This is a genomic window from Phormidesmis sp. 146-33, assembly GCF_052939515.1.
In genome coordinates, this window is sequence record NZ_JBJPHU010000002.1 from 115,570 (window position 1) to 132,590 (window position 17,021).

The following is a 17,021-nucleotide window of genomic DNA, read 5'->3' on the forward strand; positions in this document are numbered from 1 at the left end:
GATAGCAATTGAGCTTACGACTGTAGCAGAATGATCTTGATTTAAGAGGACTAAACGCTCGTCATGACTACAATTACACGAGATGAAGTAGAGCAGCTTCAAGCTCAGCTTGAAAGTTATCCAGAAGCGATCACAGCTTTAAATGTGGTTTTGGAGTGTAATGGGCACTTAGAGGATGCTATTACACTCTTAACAATGAGGGAAATGGATGAAGATGTCGAAAGGGGGCTAAGCGAAGTTGTGCAACAGTGTCGTAGTGTTATTTGCAAAGAAGAATTTAGGAATGATCTTGTTGGAGGGCTACTCGGCATCGCGATCGAACCAGTGTCAATCAGTGTTGGGGTTCCTCCTTCTGTTGCAACAGTAGTCCTCTTATATGCATACAAAACAGGGATGAACAAGTTTTGTCAGTCTATTGATACTAAGGCTTAAAATCCAATAGTTGTGAAAGCTGCCCAGTAGTACGGTTGAGCAAAGGGTAGTGGTCGGCGCTTCTTGGCTCTATTCAAGGAATTCTGAAAAATTGACTGTTGTCCCGGGCTTGAAAAAATTTGCTCGAATGTGGGTTGAAGATCTACAATTACTTGCTCAAATTCTTCGATAGACAGTTCACGTAGCCATCTTTGAGCTTCATTCAAGGCGAAAGGAATAGACCCGGCTTCTAACGAAGGAATCTGCTTCAGATTCTTGTAAAATCGTACCATTAAAAGTGCAGTGGAAATATCATTGGCTTTCCACAGAGAACTGACAACACTGGGACTACCAGCATAAATAAATCCGTTTGGTAATCCAATATATTCGTCGCTAGGCGAATTAACATCAATTAGCCCCGTTTCACAAGCAGAGAGCGTTACAAGCCTGCACTGATTTAAGGGCAGAGCGAATATTTCAGCCAGCGTTAAATCTTCTCCATCAGCTAAATGCAGTGCTGACTCTAAAGGAGCAGATTGTTGAAAAGAGCCATGACAAGCAAAATGACAGCAATGTGTTGATTGAAGGTAAGAGTAACTGACCAAAGTAGATTTCTTTGCTTCGTCTTTTGCCAAGACTTTGATTGACGGAAATAGCTTACTAATTGTTTCTACTTCCAGATTAGCTGATAGAAGGGTTGGAAAGCCTTGCCCCTCCATCTGAGCACCATTAGGATCTTGTATTGCAAGTAGATTTGTGAAGTCTGTGCGCTGCTGTTTGCAGCTCAATTCTAACACCTGACAGCTTGGTGCATAGCTAATTCCTTGAGAGAATTTATTGAACAGCGGTTCTCCACCGAGCATGGGTAAGGCGTGAATAGGCAATACGTGTAAATCACGGTGCGGAACCAAGATTAATCGTTGACAATCAGTAGACGGAATGTATGTTTCAACTAGCCGCTCTACTTCTAACAGTCCAGCGAATCGCTCTAAATAATTACTTAAATTATTCTGCCATTCCTTTCTAGATTTAAGGTAATTGTATCTGTATTCAGAAGCTAAATCTCCTAATTCTTTTAGTGAAGTTTGAGGATATTCATAAACAATAGGATATCCTAAGCCTGGGATAATGATAAAGACATATAGATTCTCCTGCGTGTAGTACCATTCAAGGATTGCTGTATGCTGACCTATTAGAGAATGAATTTGCTCAAAGGTAATAGGTTCGATTCTTTGTGTATATTTGAATAACTCGTCAACGTTGTTAATTTCGAGTAGTAGATTGTTTCGATCTGTTTGCAGCCTCTGTAGTCGGCTAGATAATTCTTCGCTTACTGCATTTTTGTCTACAGATTGATTACTACTTTCATTTAATTCTAGTTGACGTTGAACGGCTAAAATTTCTCGTCTGAGTTGGTCGAGTCTATTACACACTCTTTGATAGACATTTTGATCATTGTATAAACTAGCATTTGGATAAGTATTTCTATTTGCTAGTAGATTGACTAAATTCTGTGCCTTACTACGCTCAATGAATTTGAGTGCTTCTGAAGCAAATTCTGGCTTATTTTGAATGAATGCTTTTTTAATACAAACTTCTACAATGAGTGAATATGGTATACAATGACTCGGTCTCTCTGCAATCTTTTGTTTGTCTTCCTCAATTGCAAGTTTTTCAGCCAGGTTAATACGTAAAGCCTCACCAACTGTAATAGCTTCAACAAGGTTATCATAAGCTTCATCGTAGCGCTTCATTCGTTTATAAACTTCGCCAAGTGCTAATGTAACGTCGATGTAAAATGAGGAATCCGTTTCCTTATGAGTTGTATAAAGAGCGCTCTTGAAGTGGTCGATAGCCAATTCTAAAAAGTTGGTCGTACCACCCTCATCCACTGAGCTGCAGGTCAAATAGATCTGTCCTAGCTCCCATTGTAATTGTCTCCATTCCACAGGATGGTCTTGTCTTGAGAAAAAGTTTAATCTTTGCTTACACACTTCAATGAGTGGTTCGGCATCAACTATTCGATCCTTTAAAGATTCATAAAACTGAATTTGTATAATTGCTTTTCGGCTAAGTAATTCTTCTGTGGGATTTCCAAGGGTCAAAAATAGAAATCCAGCTTGAGAATGATGATGAATTGCAGAGTTTATATCTGATGAATTACCAAAGTATTTATGTCTCAAAGAATACAAGTTGCCTATCTCCCGATGAGTTAATGCTTGTTTCTCAAGGGGTTCATCTAATACATTACTAACCTCAAGGATATCTAAGTAATATTGCAAAGCTCGCTTCAAATTAGTTGGTTTACTACCTCTTTCGCGTCTTTTATAGGCACGACCCAAGCTACGTTTGGCAAGTGCCCAGCTATTAGGAGAATTGGCAGGAGTCAATATGGTTAATACTTTCTCATAACATTGAATTGCTTTTTCGAGATCTTCAGCTTCATCGCTTATTCTATGACAGGTAAAATAGTAGTCACCTTGCAGACCAGCGTTGTATGCTACCTCACGTCTAATTTCTTCATTTTTAAAGAAAGCATTCCATATCTTTAGAGCCGTTTTTAGGCATTGAATAGCACAATCTTGATCCCCATTGGTTTCAATAAAATGTCTTTTCCCTTGACTCAAAAGAGTTAAAAAAACAAAACCTAAATTCTGAAGGACTCTTGCAATCAAAGTGATGATTTTATGATTCAAGTTTTCATAATCGAGACCATTAAAACTAACTATATAATCCTCTAGCCTTGTCAGCTTTAATTGTAAGTCTTCTGGCGCAAAAAGAGAATGTTCATTCTCATCGTCGTTCCAGATATTTAGATGAACGCCTAGCAAGAACATAAGAAAATGAAGAACTGAGACTGCAAAATCTCCTCTTTGGTTAGGTAGATTGTTAACTTGACCAATACTGTCAGTCGTGAACAATAATTTACACAAATTATTGATGTAGTAAGTTCCAAAAAGCTTACCTTTCAACGGCATAGATGGGTTTAGCCATACTTGATAAATGTATAGTAGAAGACTCCCGCTAAACAAAGTAAAATTATTACCCGTTAGCAAATTTAAGTTGTTTTCAATTAATTGCTCAATACTCTGCTGATTTCCTTTGCTCGATAAAATCTCTATAGCATTAGAAATGAACTCGGCTTGTTCTTGCTGTATTGCTTCTAGAACTTCATACTGAACCTGTAAACGAGGAGGATTCCTAATTTGTTCAGTTGCTTCATTAAGCACATCGATAAGATAAGTCTGGGCATTGTGAACCCCTTCATGCACTTGTCGTAATTCAATGCGCTCTTTGACAAGTCGAGCGAGCCATTCAGCCATTCTTTCATGTTCAATTCCTCTATGCTCTCTTTGATCCATCCGCATGGCAATTTCTTGAACTATCTCAGGCGGTAGACCCTCATTAACTACAACATAGAAGCCTTTATAGAAATTTGAAGCGCTTGGGTTTGTTGGCTCTAGCTCCCAAGCACGGTAGAAGATAGCGAATACGTCTTCCACTTCATTGAGTTCGTTCGGGGATAAAACAGGAATCCCTAAAAGCGTCCAGACGTATTGTTGAGAAATTTCATCGCGCGTTTTCCCCAACTTTGATAGTAATCCGAGCCCCCGCCCCAGCCATCCTAAAGGAGAGTCAGGATTTAGCTGTATGAAATGCTCAAAATTATTAGTTGCTTCCTGACCTCGGTTTAATATAAGCAGAAGATTGCCTCGATGAAACCACGCCTCTTCATCACTATCTCTTAATTCTATAATGTGGCTATAATCATCGATCGCTTCTTCGTAATGTCCAAGCTTTTCCTGCAATCTAGCCCGATTGAATAAGATATCTACAAAATCTGGTTGGATTTTAAGAGCCTCGTTGTATCGACTAAGAGCTTCTTCATCGCGTCCCAAGAACGTGAGTGAATTACCAAGATGATTGAATGCTAGGGGAGATTCAGGGGCAAGCTTTGAGGCTTTACGCAAACTAGAAATTGCTGCTTCGTGTTTTGCGATCGCTTCACTATGTTTTCCTAGTGCTGCGTCAATATTGCCCAACTCTTGCAATAGTAGCCCTTCATCAAACCATGCCTTAGCAAATCGCAAATCACACCTTCGTGATTGTTCATAACTTTTTAAAGCTGATTTAAGCTTCCCCAATTTTGCTAGCGTTTTCCCACGGTGATACCAGAATTCATAATCATTTTCAAAGCTATAGACAGTAAGTGCTATTTCACATGCTTCAGCAGCAATTCTTGCATTAGTTTCTTGATCACCAAATGGCAAGTTAAGAAGTATAAAACTAAATTGGGCAATTGAGGCAGCAATCCACCTTATATCTCCAGAAGTTGCCTGAGCCGCTTTCAACGTGACTTCTACTAAGTCTCGCAGCACTTGAATCAATCTGATTTCAATCTTGTCTGTATTAGCTTCCAGCAAAGCCAAAATGTAACTCAAGTCAGAGGAGGAATGAATTGCATCAAGAACCTGAATTAGGAAATTCTTGGCTTGATCGTCGCTGATACCGTCGTTCACGGGCATAGCTAAATGGTTGCATACCACTGAATGTTTGCTTGATATTTCTTGACTTAGAAGATAAATCAGCTTAAATCCAGATGTCTTAATGCAAACTTCATCGTTTGGCTCGAATCGAGGATCGCACCAACTTTACTCGATATGGGTCAGCGTCCTTCTGCCACACCACTCGATGCCCCTTTAACTCAGCACAATGTTCCTCCAAGCACTTCTGCCAAACTCGTTGATCGCGCACCTTCCCTAAGTCATCCAGTAACCCCCAATCCGCCTCCTGCCGACTCAGCTTGGCAAACTTCTCATAGAGCGGATAGTCCGACTGCACCAGCAACTCCTTCTGGTGTAATACAGGTGGGTTATCCTCTGGGTCATAGTCTCGGTAGCTAACGTGCAGATCTTGCAGGTCAATCTGCATACTGGTGCGGAGACAGGGGTGCGGGTTGCGATCGAAGTCTGGGTAGAACAGATAGGTGATTTTGGGTTTGCTGGTGTGGAACTTGATCACCGTTGCTTCTTCTGGGCGACCAATCGTGCGAGAGGCACAGCCTTCGTAGAGCCGAAGTAGGGGATCAAGGGTATCAAGGGCAGAAACATGAACCCAGAGAGAGTTCGATAGCTTCTTACCGATCGCACTCGACTTACACCGCTCCGCCATCACCTCCAAATTCCCCAGGCTCAACAGCATCAAATCCGCTGCGGTACAGGCTTGCTGGTAGTTGCCGAATAATGCCTTGATGTCGTGCTGAACGATGGGAGCGAGATGTCGTAGCTTGGGGCGATCGCCAAAATGACTGAGCGCAAGATAGACGAGCAAATCCTGGCGGCGTTTCTCGCTGATGGCATCCCATTCCTGAACCTCTGTTGCCTGGAGAACCACCTGGAAGGCTCGTCGTAGCGTTCCAAATTCCGATTCCAGAGCGGCAAACTCCTGAAGTTCCTCCTCAAGGGGCAACCGTCCTCGGTCGGTGAAAAATGCCATCAGGGGAGCCAGCATTTCCTTGTATTGTTCAAACCGCTTGACACTGGCTGTGACTCTGGGAGTCGTGGCACGCGATCGAAATCGGGACGCTCGGAAGGTTTGAGCCTGTGCCTCATCCCGAAAGACCAGGTAAATGCCCAACGCCACCGGAATGGCATCAACGCCAAGTACCTGGTCGATGTAGCTCTTGAGTTCCTCCTGGCTGTAATTCTTCTGGAACGTGTTGCGGCGGGTAATCACCCCATCGCTGTACGCCATCATGCCGCGCATCCGATCTTCAATCAGCACTTGCGCCGCGACAATTAACACCTTCCCGGTCAACTTCCAGGCTTTGAGCAATGCCTCTCGTCGCTCTGCTGGATCTTCGATGACATTGATGATGTAACCCAGGTTGACGATATCAGCCGTCGTACAAGAAGCATCGGGACGATAGTAGGGGTCCCAACCAGAACTGATGTAGCCGCGATCGTCAATCCGCTCTACATCTCCCCCATGCCCACAGCCGTAATCAAAGAAGGTGGTTTCAGGGGTAAAGAGTCCTGTCTCCAGTGCAACCCTCACGGGTTTGGAAAGCTCGTTACGGACGAGGGCAGCTTTGTGGCGATCGATTTTGGGCTGACTGATAACCGCAGTTCGTAAAGTCGGGCAAGCCAGAACGTGACCCTGAATTTCGATCCCGCAATCGGTCAACCGTTTTGCCCAACCATCACGAGTTCCGATCTCCCGCGATTGATTCAGCAACCCCAGAGCCTCTTCCTGCCGTGTCAGTTCTGCAAAGGGTTGGTACAGAGGGTAGTCTGAGGTGACGAAGGTTTCCTTTCGGTGCAGAACGGGCGGATTATCCGTACTGTTGTAGTTCCGCACACCGACTTGCGAAGTTACCAGATCAACCTGAATGCTCCATTGCAGAGCAGGATGAGCATCGGTATCAAAATCAGGGTAGGACAGATAGGAAACCTTGGGCTGGTCAGTGCTGAACTTGACGAGAGTAGCTCCCTCTAGCTTCTTCAGATGTTGACGAGCCAGATTCTCATAGTCTTGTAGCGATCGCTCCAGGGCAGGAAGGGCAGAGACATGAACGTAAAGGGCACCAGGGAGGCGTTTGCCAGTTTGACTGCGATCGCAACAGGCAATTAACTGATCAAAATTAGTCACAAAAATATGAGCCTGCGACGTGGTGCAGACCTCGCCCTTTGATCCCAGCCGTGTCGTGTCCATGCGTTTCCCCCTGGGTCGCATAGAATTCAGGATAAAAGCTCAAGCAAGAAAATACCACTATGACGCTGCCTCCTTCCCCAACCCTCGATATTGAGGCGTTGAGTCGATTGTTCGATCACACGACAAACTCCTACAAATATCTGTTCTTCTTGGGGCTGATGGATGAGCTACGGCAGCGGCAGTTTGACGCGGCTTCGCCGATTCCGCTCAAAGATGTGGTGGTGGAGATGCTGGCAAGAGCTTGGAGGGCACACCACACTCATCAACTTAAGTTTGGGGCGCAAGACCAGATTGTAGAGAAGCTGAAAGAGTTGGACGATGCTCTGCCGAAATCCCTATTTCGCGTCAGAGATGTCAGCCTGACCGATCTCAAGGGCATGATCCAGGGGCGAGTTGCCGACTCAACCGTTGAACTCCTGCGCTACGTTCCCTTCCGCCTGATTCGCCCCTTCTTTGAAGAGGAACTGCGGGGAGCTAAGGATGCCCAGGTCAATCAAAGGATTCTGGTGCTGTCCCAGGAGGAGTTTGAAACCCGCAAGCCACTCTACACCTTTACGGATGACCAGCAGGCGATCGTCCTTCACCCTGATTGGGTGACTTACCTACAAGAGAACGATACCCAGATCCAGCAGTGGGCTTTTGATGCATGGGTGGAGTACATGGAGCGGTGCAATCCAGGCGTTGACCATATTGCCAGCAAGCTCCCACTGACGCTTCTGATTCTGACGCTGCATTCGGGCGGCTTAAACTGGCATCGACATCTAGCCTATGTCCTAAGCCTATTTGATGCCAACATCGCCAGTTAGAACCACCTGGGCGATCGCAGTACGGCTATACTAGTACCACACTAAAGCCATAATTCACATCTAAAATTTTAATTTTGAATGGCACTCTACTATATATAGTGGTAGACGATTCAAATCTAAAAGAGATGGCGCAGGGAAAATTAGCTGTTAAAGTAAGCAAACAACGCTATTAGTGGTGGATATCTGTGGCAAGAACGCTAAGTCTGTTTGAAGAAGATCGATTGACGCTGCCGAAGAGCATTGACCTATCGGTGGAATCGTTACGTCACTATGGCTCCTTCTACAAACACTGGGCGATCGCCTTCTCTGGGGGTAAGGACTCTTCAGCCACCGTCACCCTGATTGCCCATCTGATCGAAACAGGACAAATCCCTAAACCTGAGAGCTTAACCGTCCTTTACGCCGACACTCGCCAAGAGCTACCGCCGCTGCACTCGTCTGCACTGGGCATTTTGGAGGAGCTTCGCAAGCGCGGGTTTGAAACTCGCGTCGTGTTGCCAGAATTGGATCACCGCTATTTTGTCTACATCTTGGGTCGGGGAGTGCCGCCACCGTCTAATACCTTCCGATGGTGTACGCCTAAGCTCAAGGTCATGAGTATGGAGCGGGAATTGGAAGCCTTGCGCCAAGAGCGGGGCGAAAAGTTCCTGATGATCACCGGGGTGCGGATTGGGGAGAGTGCCGCCAGGGATCAGCGGATTGCAGTCAGCTGTACGAAGGACGGCGGAGAGTGTGGGCAGGGCTGGTTCCAGCATTCGTCTTCGGGGGCTGTGGCAGACACGCTGGCTCCGATCGTTCATTGGCGGGTCTGCCATGTGTGGAACTGGCTACTTCACGCCGATTTAGAACTTGGGTTCCCCACCTTTGAGATCGCCAGGGTTTACGGGCAGGATGTTAGTGATGGAGAGGAGCCGCTCAATGCCAGAACAGGCTGTATCGGCTGTCCTCTCGTGCAGAAGGATGCTGCCCTCGATCGCCTGATCGCTCAACCGGAGTGGGCATATCTTGCCCCTCTTCACAAGCTCAGACCTTTATATTGGGAAATCCGAAAACCGCAATATCGGCTGCGAAAGCATGGTGAGGAACGCAAGTCAGCAACCAAGTATATTGGCAGAAATCGGCTAGGTCCGCTGCACTTGGACGCACGACGCTGGATGCTGGAGCAAGTTTTGGGTATCCAGGCAGAAGTGAATGATGCGGCGCGCGCTGCTTCGCAGATACCGCAAGGGTCGCTCGGCAAGCCAGAACTCAACCTGATTAATGATGAAGAACTGGCGCGAATCGAAGAATTGATTGCTGCCAACACCTATCCTGAACGCTGGGACGGCACAGAACATCGAGGCGACGAGTGGCTTCCTGAAATTCTTCCCGACGGGAGCATTCAGCCACTATTATTTGATGAGATTTAAGGTGTGGAAATCAGGTTATGGAAAAGCGGACTATTTCAGAAGCGGCGATCGAGGTGCTGAAGGAAGCTAAGCAGCCTATGACAGCAGCCGAAATCACTCAGGCGATTCTAGATAAGGGGTTATACGCTTTCAATACTAAAGATCCAAGAGCAATGGTGCGTGGAGCGATCGAGCGTCGTTGTGAGGGCGTAAATCGGAAAAATTCAGTTGCCCAGAAGTACTTCACAAAGCTTCCAGACGGAAAATATCAATTAGAGGGAACCAAGTAAACTTGGGCTGCCGTAGAGCTAAAAATGATTGCCCTTTATTTAAAGAGACTATAAACAGCACTAATTTGTTCGCCGGACACTTCCTGAGGCTTTTTCTCATGCCCATCACGAATGTAGAGCTTGTCACCGTACCATGCTGGTTGATCGCCAGCTTTGACTTCAATCATCAGAACCGTATGTTCCATATAGGTTATTGGCGTTAGGCTTGTATTTACTGCCGTTTTCAACCATTCTTGTAGGGCAGAATCACGAATTTTCCGACTGATAAATAATATGTATTGATCAAGACTGATCTTGTGGAGTTTCGCCTCTCTTTCTAGCCCCACAACACCAAATGAGTAGAATCTAGGGGCACTAATTTTGTCTAGTTGCTCAATTCGTTTAGTATCTGCTTCCTTGTCAGTTACCCCAACAAATATATATCCCTTTTTTCCTCTGCCTAAATTTGCCATCGCTGCTATATTTTGCAGAATCTTTTCAAAGCTCTGTTCATCAAAACTACGGTTTTTATCAGCTAAAGTGTAAAACCCCTGCTTGAAATCGTAATTCGCAGCTTCCGTTTTTGAACGTCTCAAGTAATTTTCAAAATCTACAGCATAGGAACCGCTGCTACGCAGCGAGGTGCTTGATTGCTTAAAATAATCCTGAATAAGCCCTTTAGTAAGACTTATGTTATGAATTCTGTTTTCAGTTTTCACCGTCGAACTCATCTTGATTTTTTCGATTAATGCTGTAACAGCTTTGAAAATTTTGTCACATTCAAAAGGCTCCTTTCCCTCTTTAATAATCAGGTTATAAAAAGCCATAAATAAGGTGTAAAAGGGTTCTTTAACAGGATTTCCGGCTCCTGATTTCCGGCTTAAGACGTTTCTCAGATAATTCCTTTCATTAGAATTAGATGCAATCGTAATAGAACTTTTTATGTAAGATAGAACTGTCTTGATGTCTGCCCGAAGCTTATCTTCCCCATACCGAGCAACAGCTAGTTCTATTTCGTCTAGCTTATTATCCTCACCTTTTCCGTAGTAGGCATCAAAATTTTCCTTGCTTGCGGCAAAAGGCTTGCCCAATGCTATGGAAAGAATAATATCGGCTAACAGCTGCTCGTCCTCACTATCACGGAGACCAGAAACGCGCAGAATTCCTTGGCTGCACCAAAAGGTATCGTCTGCAAGAATGCCATAGCCAAGCGTGATTGATTTAGCATCAATGCTGATCTCAGGCATTTCAGTAAGAGGTAACTCTTCCCTGGATACATCTCCACGAATCTCAGCAGCAAGAGATCTAACCAATCCCGAAAATCTTGTTGTTACACCTGCTTGTCTGACCTCTTGAGGTGATAAATGTTTTCCGTTTGCATTAATTCGATTAAAAATATCCTCAATGTCTTTAACCGAATTAGTTCGATAAATTGTGACAGCAAGCGAGTACTCTAGGAAGTTAACACAAGTGTTTGCCTTAAAAAAGACTGATTTGGCTGGATCTGCTGGCTCAAAAACTCCCTTTTGACTTAACTCATGAGCCAAAGGATGTTTTGTGACATCAAAGAATTTATCATCGACTGAAAACTCATTTTCAATGAAACCAAATATGGCATTAAGCCTTTGCATTCCATCAATAATTTCGTATGTTTCTTCTTCTTCGTTAGTTTTGAACCCACCTAGTAATATCAGTGGGATTGGATAATTTAAAAGCAGACTTTGTATGAGTCCAGCCTTTTCCGCCTTAGTCCAGACAAGCTTACGCTGATACCTACGATTAACGATCAGCTTATTACTTCTGTACCAACGGTACATCTCAAGGATGCTCATGCCTTTGGGGGTGGTACTCATACTCTACTTCTACTCACATCCCTTCAAGTCTAACCAAATCCTCTACTTTCTTCAGATCAGGGTCCGCAGCTAAATAGCCAATTCCCCGGTGCAAATGGAGTCGAAACTGAGTAGCAAACGTTTCCTGGTCAGGGGATAAGCCGTCGTCATGACAGCGTTGTCTAAAAGCGATAATGAGTAAATCTGCGATCGCCCCTCCAAATACCTGCCAAGTCATCTCCACATTGCTATCAGCAGGGATCGCGATAGGCGATGGTGGAGTAGGTTCTGCTAAAGAGCGGCACAAAGCCCAACGGCACAAAATATTCCACTGATCAATCTTAGTAACGCGCTTGAGCTTGATCAGTTGATCCTTTGCGGCTTGAGAAATACGGACTCGCTCGACAGGGGGTTCCATAGGCTCTACCAGAAGTAACCAGATTTTACTTGGGTTTGGTGTTTGGTGCGATCGTACTTAAGCAAGTATTCACGAGCGATCGCCCCATTCTCCCGCAACCGCTTCACCTCGGTCTTGCCGATCTCTGTATCTGTTGAGAGCAACAGCACTTGGTGACTAGCTTGTGGAAAGTAGCGATCCACTAGATTACTACGGTGAGAGGAATCAAGCCGCCCCAGTGGAGTATCGATCGCCACAGGTAATTGCCGACCGGAAGCACGGGCTAATCCCCACAACAGGGAAATTGCCAATAACTGCTTCTCACCAGCAGATAGCCGATGTTTGGGCACAGGCTGCCCTTCGTAGTCAAATAGAGAGAGGCTGAAGGTTTCAGTATCGATTTGAACCCGATGCACCAAATTCGATTTGTGCAGTAAGTAGAGGAAACACTCTGTCACCAGAGTCTCAAGCTGATTGAGTTTGCGGAGTTTCAGCCTTTGCTTGAACACTTTAAGGGTGTCCTGAGCTTTAGCGATCGCCCTTAAGGTATGCTCATCGCTCTTTTGATCGATCGCCAGCTTGCCATAGTCCATCAGTTCTTGAGTGGTACGAGCGATCGTCTGTTCCGCCTGTTCCAGAAGCCTCTGGCTATGTTCGCGATCGGCTTTAAGTTGAACCACTTCAGTCTGTGCCTGTCGGACTTGTTGCGTTAACTTCGCGTAAATCTCTGGAGATGCGGCGGTGGCAAGATACCGCTCGATCGTCTCAATTTCTGCTTGACAAGTTTGAAGCTGCTCTAGCTGGTTTCTTGTGACCTTAAGCTGATGTGGCAAGGCATATTCCAGCGTGTTTGTGAGTTGGTGCAGGGTGTCCACATCCACATTGAACCAAGTCTCGTCAGCGCCCTGTACGATGCCCTTATCCTGTTTCGTCAAAAACGTTTGGATTTGCTTGACTTGCTTCGCCTCTAAATCCAGCGATTTGACAAACTTAAGTAGATTCTGGCTACGTTCTTGCAGAAATTCTTTGGCAACCTCAAACTGTTGCTGTCGGACTTCCTGCTGTGCCTGGTTTTGGGCTTGCTCAAGCAAAGGTTGAATCAGTGCTAGCGGCAATACTCCGGCTGCAATCCCTCGCAGCTCTGCACGATGGGAATCGACTGCGTTCCTGGCTTGCTGTAATTGGGTTTCCTGCTGAGTCTGCTCTGCTGCAATTTTGCCGCCCTCAGACAGAAATCGTTCTTCCGCCTGTCTCAGTTTTTCCTCTGCCCTCTCCAACTTTGTTTGGATAGCAGCCTTTTTGTTAACAAGGGTAAGTCGCTCTCTCTCTTGAGCTTCTAGGCGTTGCTCAATTTCTTCTAACTGTGCCTGTTCCTGAGCGGTTGCTAGGGATTTACGCTTGCGGGAGGTCAACACATCGAGATCGGCAGAAAGGCGATCGGGCAGTTCTAGCCCTAGCAGCGATCGAATGGCACTAGTAACTGACTGTGGTAGCGTGTCTTGGTCAGCTAGTTCACCGACTTGTTCGCCATCAAACAAAAATAGGCGAGAGATTCCTAGGGGCAAGAGATCCTCAATGCGTTCATCCCATTTCTGCGCGAGATCGGGCGAAACTTCACCGTTCGTGAGAATTCGTAAGGTGTCTCGATTGCTAATCTGCTCCGTCCAGGTACGATAAATTCTAAATTCTGTGGGTTGTGCTTCGTTATTGAGAGTCTGCTGAAAAACTAGTTCCACGACAGCCTCTTGCGCTTGTCTGTTGATGCACTGCTTGAGAAATTCAGGGTAGCTGAGATTGCCACGAGTCGAGCAGGGAGCACGATGTCCATAGAGCGCTAGACGAATCGCATCCATCAGCGTCGTTTTGCCGCCACCGTTCATGCCGCCGAACAGGACGATCGTTTGCTGTTCTTTGCCAGGGCGCAAATTAAACACCCGCCGCCCTTTGTAGGGACCAAAATTCTCTAATACCAATTCCTGAAAGATCATGAGCGCCCCTTAAATTTGAGGTCTGCCCAGGAGGACGCTGGCTTATCGGTTAGCTGCTTAACGGCTTCTACGTCTCCAACTTTAGCAGCTTTTTTGATGTTCCAGTTGAGATGGGCGTTGTCGATCGCCTCCTCTTTCGCACGGGAACTGGTGTCAAAATGTTTTTCGAGGGCATCAATAATCCCGACTCGCCTTGACATGGTTTGAAACTTTCGCTCGGTGCTGAGGAGCCGAGTCATCAGTTCAAAATGCATGGGGTCATCGCAGATTTCTTCTAGAATGCTCCATTCGTCTAAGCCAAGCTGGGCGCTTCCAGCGTTAGGTCGGGGATCAATAAACGCTTGTCCTGTCACCTCGAAATAGATGCTTGGCAGAACATCATCAAATTCGTGGAACTCTTCCAGCCAAATGCGACGAATTTCGCTGAGTTCATCAATGGCAATCAGTTCAATCTTCTGCATTTCCGTAGGCGCATTTTCTCGCACTTCGGTCTGAGCTTGAAGCACTCGTCGCAGCCATTCTCCCCGCCACTGTTTGGTGTAAGGACCTGGAATATTGACAATCTCTTTAGCGTCCAGCCCATCTACATCACGCTCATACAGTTGGATCTGCCCTTGCCGCCGTCGGAAATCTCGGCGATCGAGGTCATTTTCTACATCCAACTCGTTCCGTAAATCCAGGAGCGGCTGCATCCACTCTTTTTCTTCATCGTTTTGGATCATTGCTTCCATTGATTTGTCTGCGCTGACCAACGTGCAGACCCAACAGCCAAACCGGGAACTGCCGCAGCTTGGCGTAGAGGTGTCAACAACCAAAGGACAATCATTATCTGCTGTTGCGCCTCGATACATTGCAAACAAATCTTTGTTGTTATTGCCCCAAGGGTTTTGCCATTGCATCAAGTACAGCCAGACTTCATCGGTGCGCCAATCTTCGATCGGGGTGTAGATGAGGGAGTTGGGACGGCTAGGATTGTAGTTGAGGTGAGAAAAGACGCGCCAATTCCGGTGTTTTTCCATCAAAGCAGCCCGTGATGAACTTTCAGCCTTGCGCGTTCCCAGAACTAAAATGACTTCGCCGCTTTCCCGGATTTTCTCACGAATGTAGTTATCTGATGGTTTAATCTTCAGGCGCTCGGTACACCAGCGGAATCCTTGCCGTGGTGCAGGATAGCCTTTCCCAATCAGATTGACCCAAAAAGTGTCTTTGACAGCGGGCTTGAGCAGAATCGGCTCAATAGGCATATTCTTTTCTTTGGCAACTGCCCCCATCACGGTGAGCGACTTGTCAACCCAGGCAGACACTACAGGATTTTCGACCATTGTGTCTGTGGTGATGACATAAACGATCTTGGTACGTTTTGCGGGGGGAAGGGCGGCGATCGCATTCCACACTAGCTGAAGCACTGCCGTTGAATCCTTGCCGCCTGAGTAGCCCACAATCCAGGGCAATTGGTCTTGACAATACAATTCCTGGATCTCGATCGTCAGAGCTTTCAACTCTTCGACAAGCTCAGGAACCGATCGTTGAAAAGATTCTAATTTTGTTGCTTCAGTCATCACGCTCACTCTTAATACAAATTAGCTAACGTCTTGGACAGACATGAATTACTCAGCCTCTTCTATGTATTTCAAAAGCCCAAGAGATTGAACCGTTTCAGCTTCCAAAGGCTCATCAACATAAATTAATTCCACATTTAGAAGGTTAGCAAACTGACTAAGTTCTTCTGAAGAGAGCGTAGTGTAGCCAAAGCCCTGGAACTCATCAGGATCATCCTCATGACCAATAATGACAGTATTCCAACCCCATTCAATCGAGATGTCTATTGCATCAATCGACTCTAGAAACGATTGCACTTTTTCTTCACAAGGGCTAGTAACCTCAAATCCTCTTAAACTTTTCATAGGTTTCTTGCTCAACCTCCGAAACAATTTACAACTCAAACAGTGGCATGGCTATCTTCCTGTCAGAGCATAGATTTTCTCTAATCGTTCTTCCTCCGTAGTCAAAGGCAGTTTCATCGCGTTCTTCAGATAGGCTGTCATGAAGCTGACACAGGCTCTCGATTTAGACAGCCGCCCCCCGTACATGACACGACCTTCCCAATCGGGATTAGAACGGGCCCAGTCAATTTTTCGCAAAACTTTTAACGGGGCTTCCCATTTATCTGGGTAAGCAGACAGCAAGGTTGCACCTGCCCCCCCAATCCCTGCTAGTGTGACTGCGTGACTATGGATGTATTCTCGGCGGATTTCTCCGGGGCTAACCTTCTTATCAAACACTTGCTGCCAGTCTAAGATGTTGCTGCTGACTGCCCTCCAGAAGCGTACGCTAATCTCCACCTGCTTCTCAATTTCCTCATCTTTATGATTAGCCAGAAGCGCTTGAGTCGCACTATAAATACTGCTGAGTGTGAAAAGCTTGCTGGAGCGAACTGGCAGGTTGCTTCGTTCCATATCCGTGAGTCTATCGAAAATCTTGACTTCTTTAACCACAGATTTGGACAAAATGGATTTGCGATCGCGGCTGTCATAGAGAATATTTAACGAGGGATCAGGATGAACTGCGTAACGATTCAGATCGGTGAACATCTGCTGCGATCGCTTCAATCCAATATCCAGAAAGAAGACGACGGCGATCGTCTCGTCTCCAAGATCAGGATTCTCTTTTAAGGCTTGCTCAAATGCAGCGCGACGATGCTGTCCGTCATTTATGACAAACCGAGCATCCATCGGAACAGTCAACTTACCAATATCTTCTGAACCAATGGCTTCAAAGGCGATGTCTGCATTGATGGAGACAGTAATTGCCGAGAAGACATAGCCTGTTGGATTACCCAGGATGTAACGAGCGATCTCAGGCACTCGACTCCGGTTTAGAATTCGCTGCGCCCGCATCTCAGGGGGAATCTCTTCATCGTCAAACGAAAAGATTTTCGGGATTAAGCGAACTGGGCACATCGAAACGTAATATTCACGCCCTGCCTGAATCCCTCTAATGGCTGGAAAAACGTACTCAAATGGAAGAGCCATAGGACACGTCTGAGACTTTCCCAGATAATTTATCATCAAATTGACGTACTGTATGTAAAAGATTCCATACAAATATTTTTGCGTATTTTTTAAGTAGGTCGAACTGCTATGGGTCAATCTTGCAGCTTGTATATAATCTTGATACGGTTGCTGCTAACGAAAGTAGAGAGATAGGGAGCGGTTG

The 17,021-nt window shown here is 45.8% G+C and carries 12 protein-coding genes; 4 read left to right on the top strand and 8 right to left on the bottom strand.

Translation table 11 applies throughout. The annotated features are described in order from the left end of the window. Nucleotides 1-63 precede the first annotated feature (63 nt). The gene (locus ACJ2PR_RS01800; protein WP_446875688.1) at nucleotides 64-432 is read left to right on the top strand and encodes a hypothetical protein; all 369 of its coding nucleotides are present in this window, start codon (nucleotides 64-66) and stop codon (nucleotides 430-432) included. Here the strand turns inward: ACJ2PR_RS01800 and ACJ2PR_RS01805 are convergent. Continuing rightward, nucleotides 429-4,931 carry a CHAT domain-containing protein gene (locus tag ACJ2PR_RS01805; protein WP_446875689.1) on the bottom strand — a complete coding sequence of 1,501 codons (4,503 nt, stop codon included), beginning with the start codon at nucleotides 4,929-4,931 and terminating at the stop codon, nucleotides 429-431. The genes ACJ2PR_RS01800 and ACJ2PR_RS01805 overlap by 4 nt on opposite strands. A 97-nt stretch (nucleotides 4,932-5,028) precedes the next feature. Next, nucleotides 5,029-7,125: a DNA phosphorothioation-associated putative methyltransferase gene (locus ACJ2PR_RS01810; protein ID WP_446875690.1), complete on the bottom strand. Its 2,097-nt coding sequence runs from the start codon at nucleotides 7,123-7,125 to the stop codon at nucleotides 5,029-5,031. A gap of 59 nt (nucleotides 7,126-7,184) precedes the next feature. Between ACJ2PR_RS01810 and ACJ2PR_RS01815 the strand changes: the two genes are divergently transcribed. From ACJ2PR_RS01815 to ACJ2PR_RS01825, 3 genes are all read left to right on the top strand, one after another. Beyond that, nucleotides 7,185-7,931, top strand: coding sequence for a hypothetical protein (locus ACJ2PR_RS01815; protein ID WP_446875691.1), 747 nt, complete (start codon nucleotides 7,185-7,187; stop codon nucleotides 7,929-7,931). 185 nt (nucleotides 7,932-8,116) lie between these two features. Next, nucleotides 8,117-9,340: a phosphoadenosine phosphosulfate reductase domain-containing protein gene (locus tag ACJ2PR_RS01820; protein WP_446875692.1), complete on the top strand. Its 1,224-nt coding sequence runs from the start codon at nucleotides 8,117-8,119 to the stop codon at nucleotides 9,338-9,340. Between the two features lie 17 nt (nucleotides 9,341-9,357). Next, nucleotides 9,358-9,609, top strand: coding sequence for a winged helix-turn-helix domain-containing protein (locus ACJ2PR_RS01825; RefSeq protein WP_446875693.1), 252 nt, complete (start codon nucleotides 9,358-9,360; stop codon nucleotides 9,607-9,609). Between the two features lie 35 nt (nucleotides 9,610-9,644). On the opposite strand, the gene ACJ2PR_RS01830 is transcribed toward ACJ2PR_RS01825, so the two are convergent. Genes ACJ2PR_RS01830 through dndB form a run of 6 tightly spaced genes read right to left on the bottom strand, consistent with a single transcriptional unit; the run spans nucleotide 9,645 to nucleotide 16,837 of the window. After that, the gene (locus ACJ2PR_RS01830; protein ID WP_446875694.1) at nucleotides 9,645-11,441 is read right to left on the bottom strand and encodes a GmrSD restriction endonuclease domain-containing protein; all 1,797 of its coding nucleotides are present in this window, start codon (nucleotides 11,439-11,441) and stop codon (nucleotides 9,645-9,647) included. Between the two features lie 13 nt (nucleotides 11,442-11,454). After that, entirely contained in the window at nucleotides 11,455-11,838 is a 384-nt protein-coding gene (gene dndE, locus ACJ2PR_RS01835; protein ID WP_446875695.1) for a DNA sulfur modification protein DndE, read from the bottom strand. Between the two features lie 5 nt (nucleotides 11,839-11,843). Next, on the bottom strand, nucleotides 11,844-13,805 hold the full coding sequence (dndD, locus tag ACJ2PR_RS01840) for a DNA sulfur modification protein DndD (protein WP_446875696.1): 1,962 nt from the start codon (nucleotides 13,803-13,805) through the stop codon (nucleotides 11,844-11,846). Further along, on the bottom strand, nucleotides 13,802-15,364 hold the full coding sequence (gene dndC, locus ACJ2PR_RS01845; RefSeq protein WP_446875697.1) for a DNA phosphorothioation system sulfurtransferase DndC: 1,563 nt from the start codon (nucleotides 15,362-15,364) through the stop codon (nucleotides 13,802-13,804). The genes dndD and dndC overlap by 4 nt, the downstream gene beginning before the upstream one ends. 48 nt (nucleotides 15,365-15,412) lie before the next feature. Next, nucleotides 15,413-15,709, bottom strand: a complete 297-nt coding sequence (locus tag ACJ2PR_RS01850) for a hypothetical protein (RefSeq protein ID WP_446875698.1) — start codon at nucleotides 15,707-15,709, stop codon at nucleotides 15,413-15,415. Between the two features lie 51 nt (nucleotides 15,710-15,760). Then, the gene (dndB, locus tag ACJ2PR_RS01855; protein WP_446875699.1) at nucleotides 15,761-16,837 is read right to left on the bottom strand and encodes a DNA sulfur modification protein DndB; all 1,077 of its coding nucleotides are present in this window, start codon (nucleotides 16,835-16,837) and stop codon (nucleotides 15,761-15,763) included. Nucleotides 16,838-17,021: the final 184 nt, after the last annotated feature.

Coding starts and splice junctions, on each gene's coding strand:
- ACJ2PR_RS01800 (WP_446875688.1), top strand. CDS start 64: ATGACTACAATTACACGAGATGAAGTAGAGCAGCTTCAAGCTCAGCTT.
- ACJ2PR_RS01810 (WP_446875690.1), bottom strand. CDS start 7,125: ATGGACACGACACGGCTGGGATCAAAGGGCGAGGTCTGCACCACGTCG.
- ACJ2PR_RS01815 (WP_446875691.1), top strand. CDS start 7,185: ATGACGCTGCCTCCTTCCCCAACCCTCGATATTGAGGCGTTGAGTCGA.
- ACJ2PR_RS01825 (WP_446875693.1), top strand. CDS start 9,358: ATGGAAAAGCGGACTATTTCAGAAGCGGCGATCGAGGTGCTGAAGGAA.
- ACJ2PR_RS01830 (WP_446875694.1), bottom strand. CDS start 11,441: ATGAGTACCACCCCCAAAGGCATGAGCATCCTTGAGATGTACCGTTGG.
- dndE (WP_446875695.1), bottom strand. CDS start 11,838: ATGGAACCCCCTGTCGAGCGAGTCCGTATTTCTCAAGCCGCAAAGGAT.
- dndD (WP_446875696.1), bottom strand. CDS start 13,805: ATGATCTTTCAGGAATTGGTATTAGAGAATTTTGGTCCCTACAAAGGG.
- dndC (WP_446875697.1), bottom strand. CDS start 15,364: ATGACTGAAGCAACAAAATTAGAATCTTTTCAACGATCGGTTCCTGAG.
- ACJ2PR_RS01850 (WP_446875698.1), bottom strand. CDS start 15,709: ATGAAAAGTTTAAGAGGATTTGAGGTTACTAGCCCTTGTGAAGAAAAA.
- dndB (WP_446875699.1), bottom strand. CDS start 16,837: ATGGCTCTTCCATTTGAGTACGTTTTTCCAGCCATTAGAGGGATTCAG.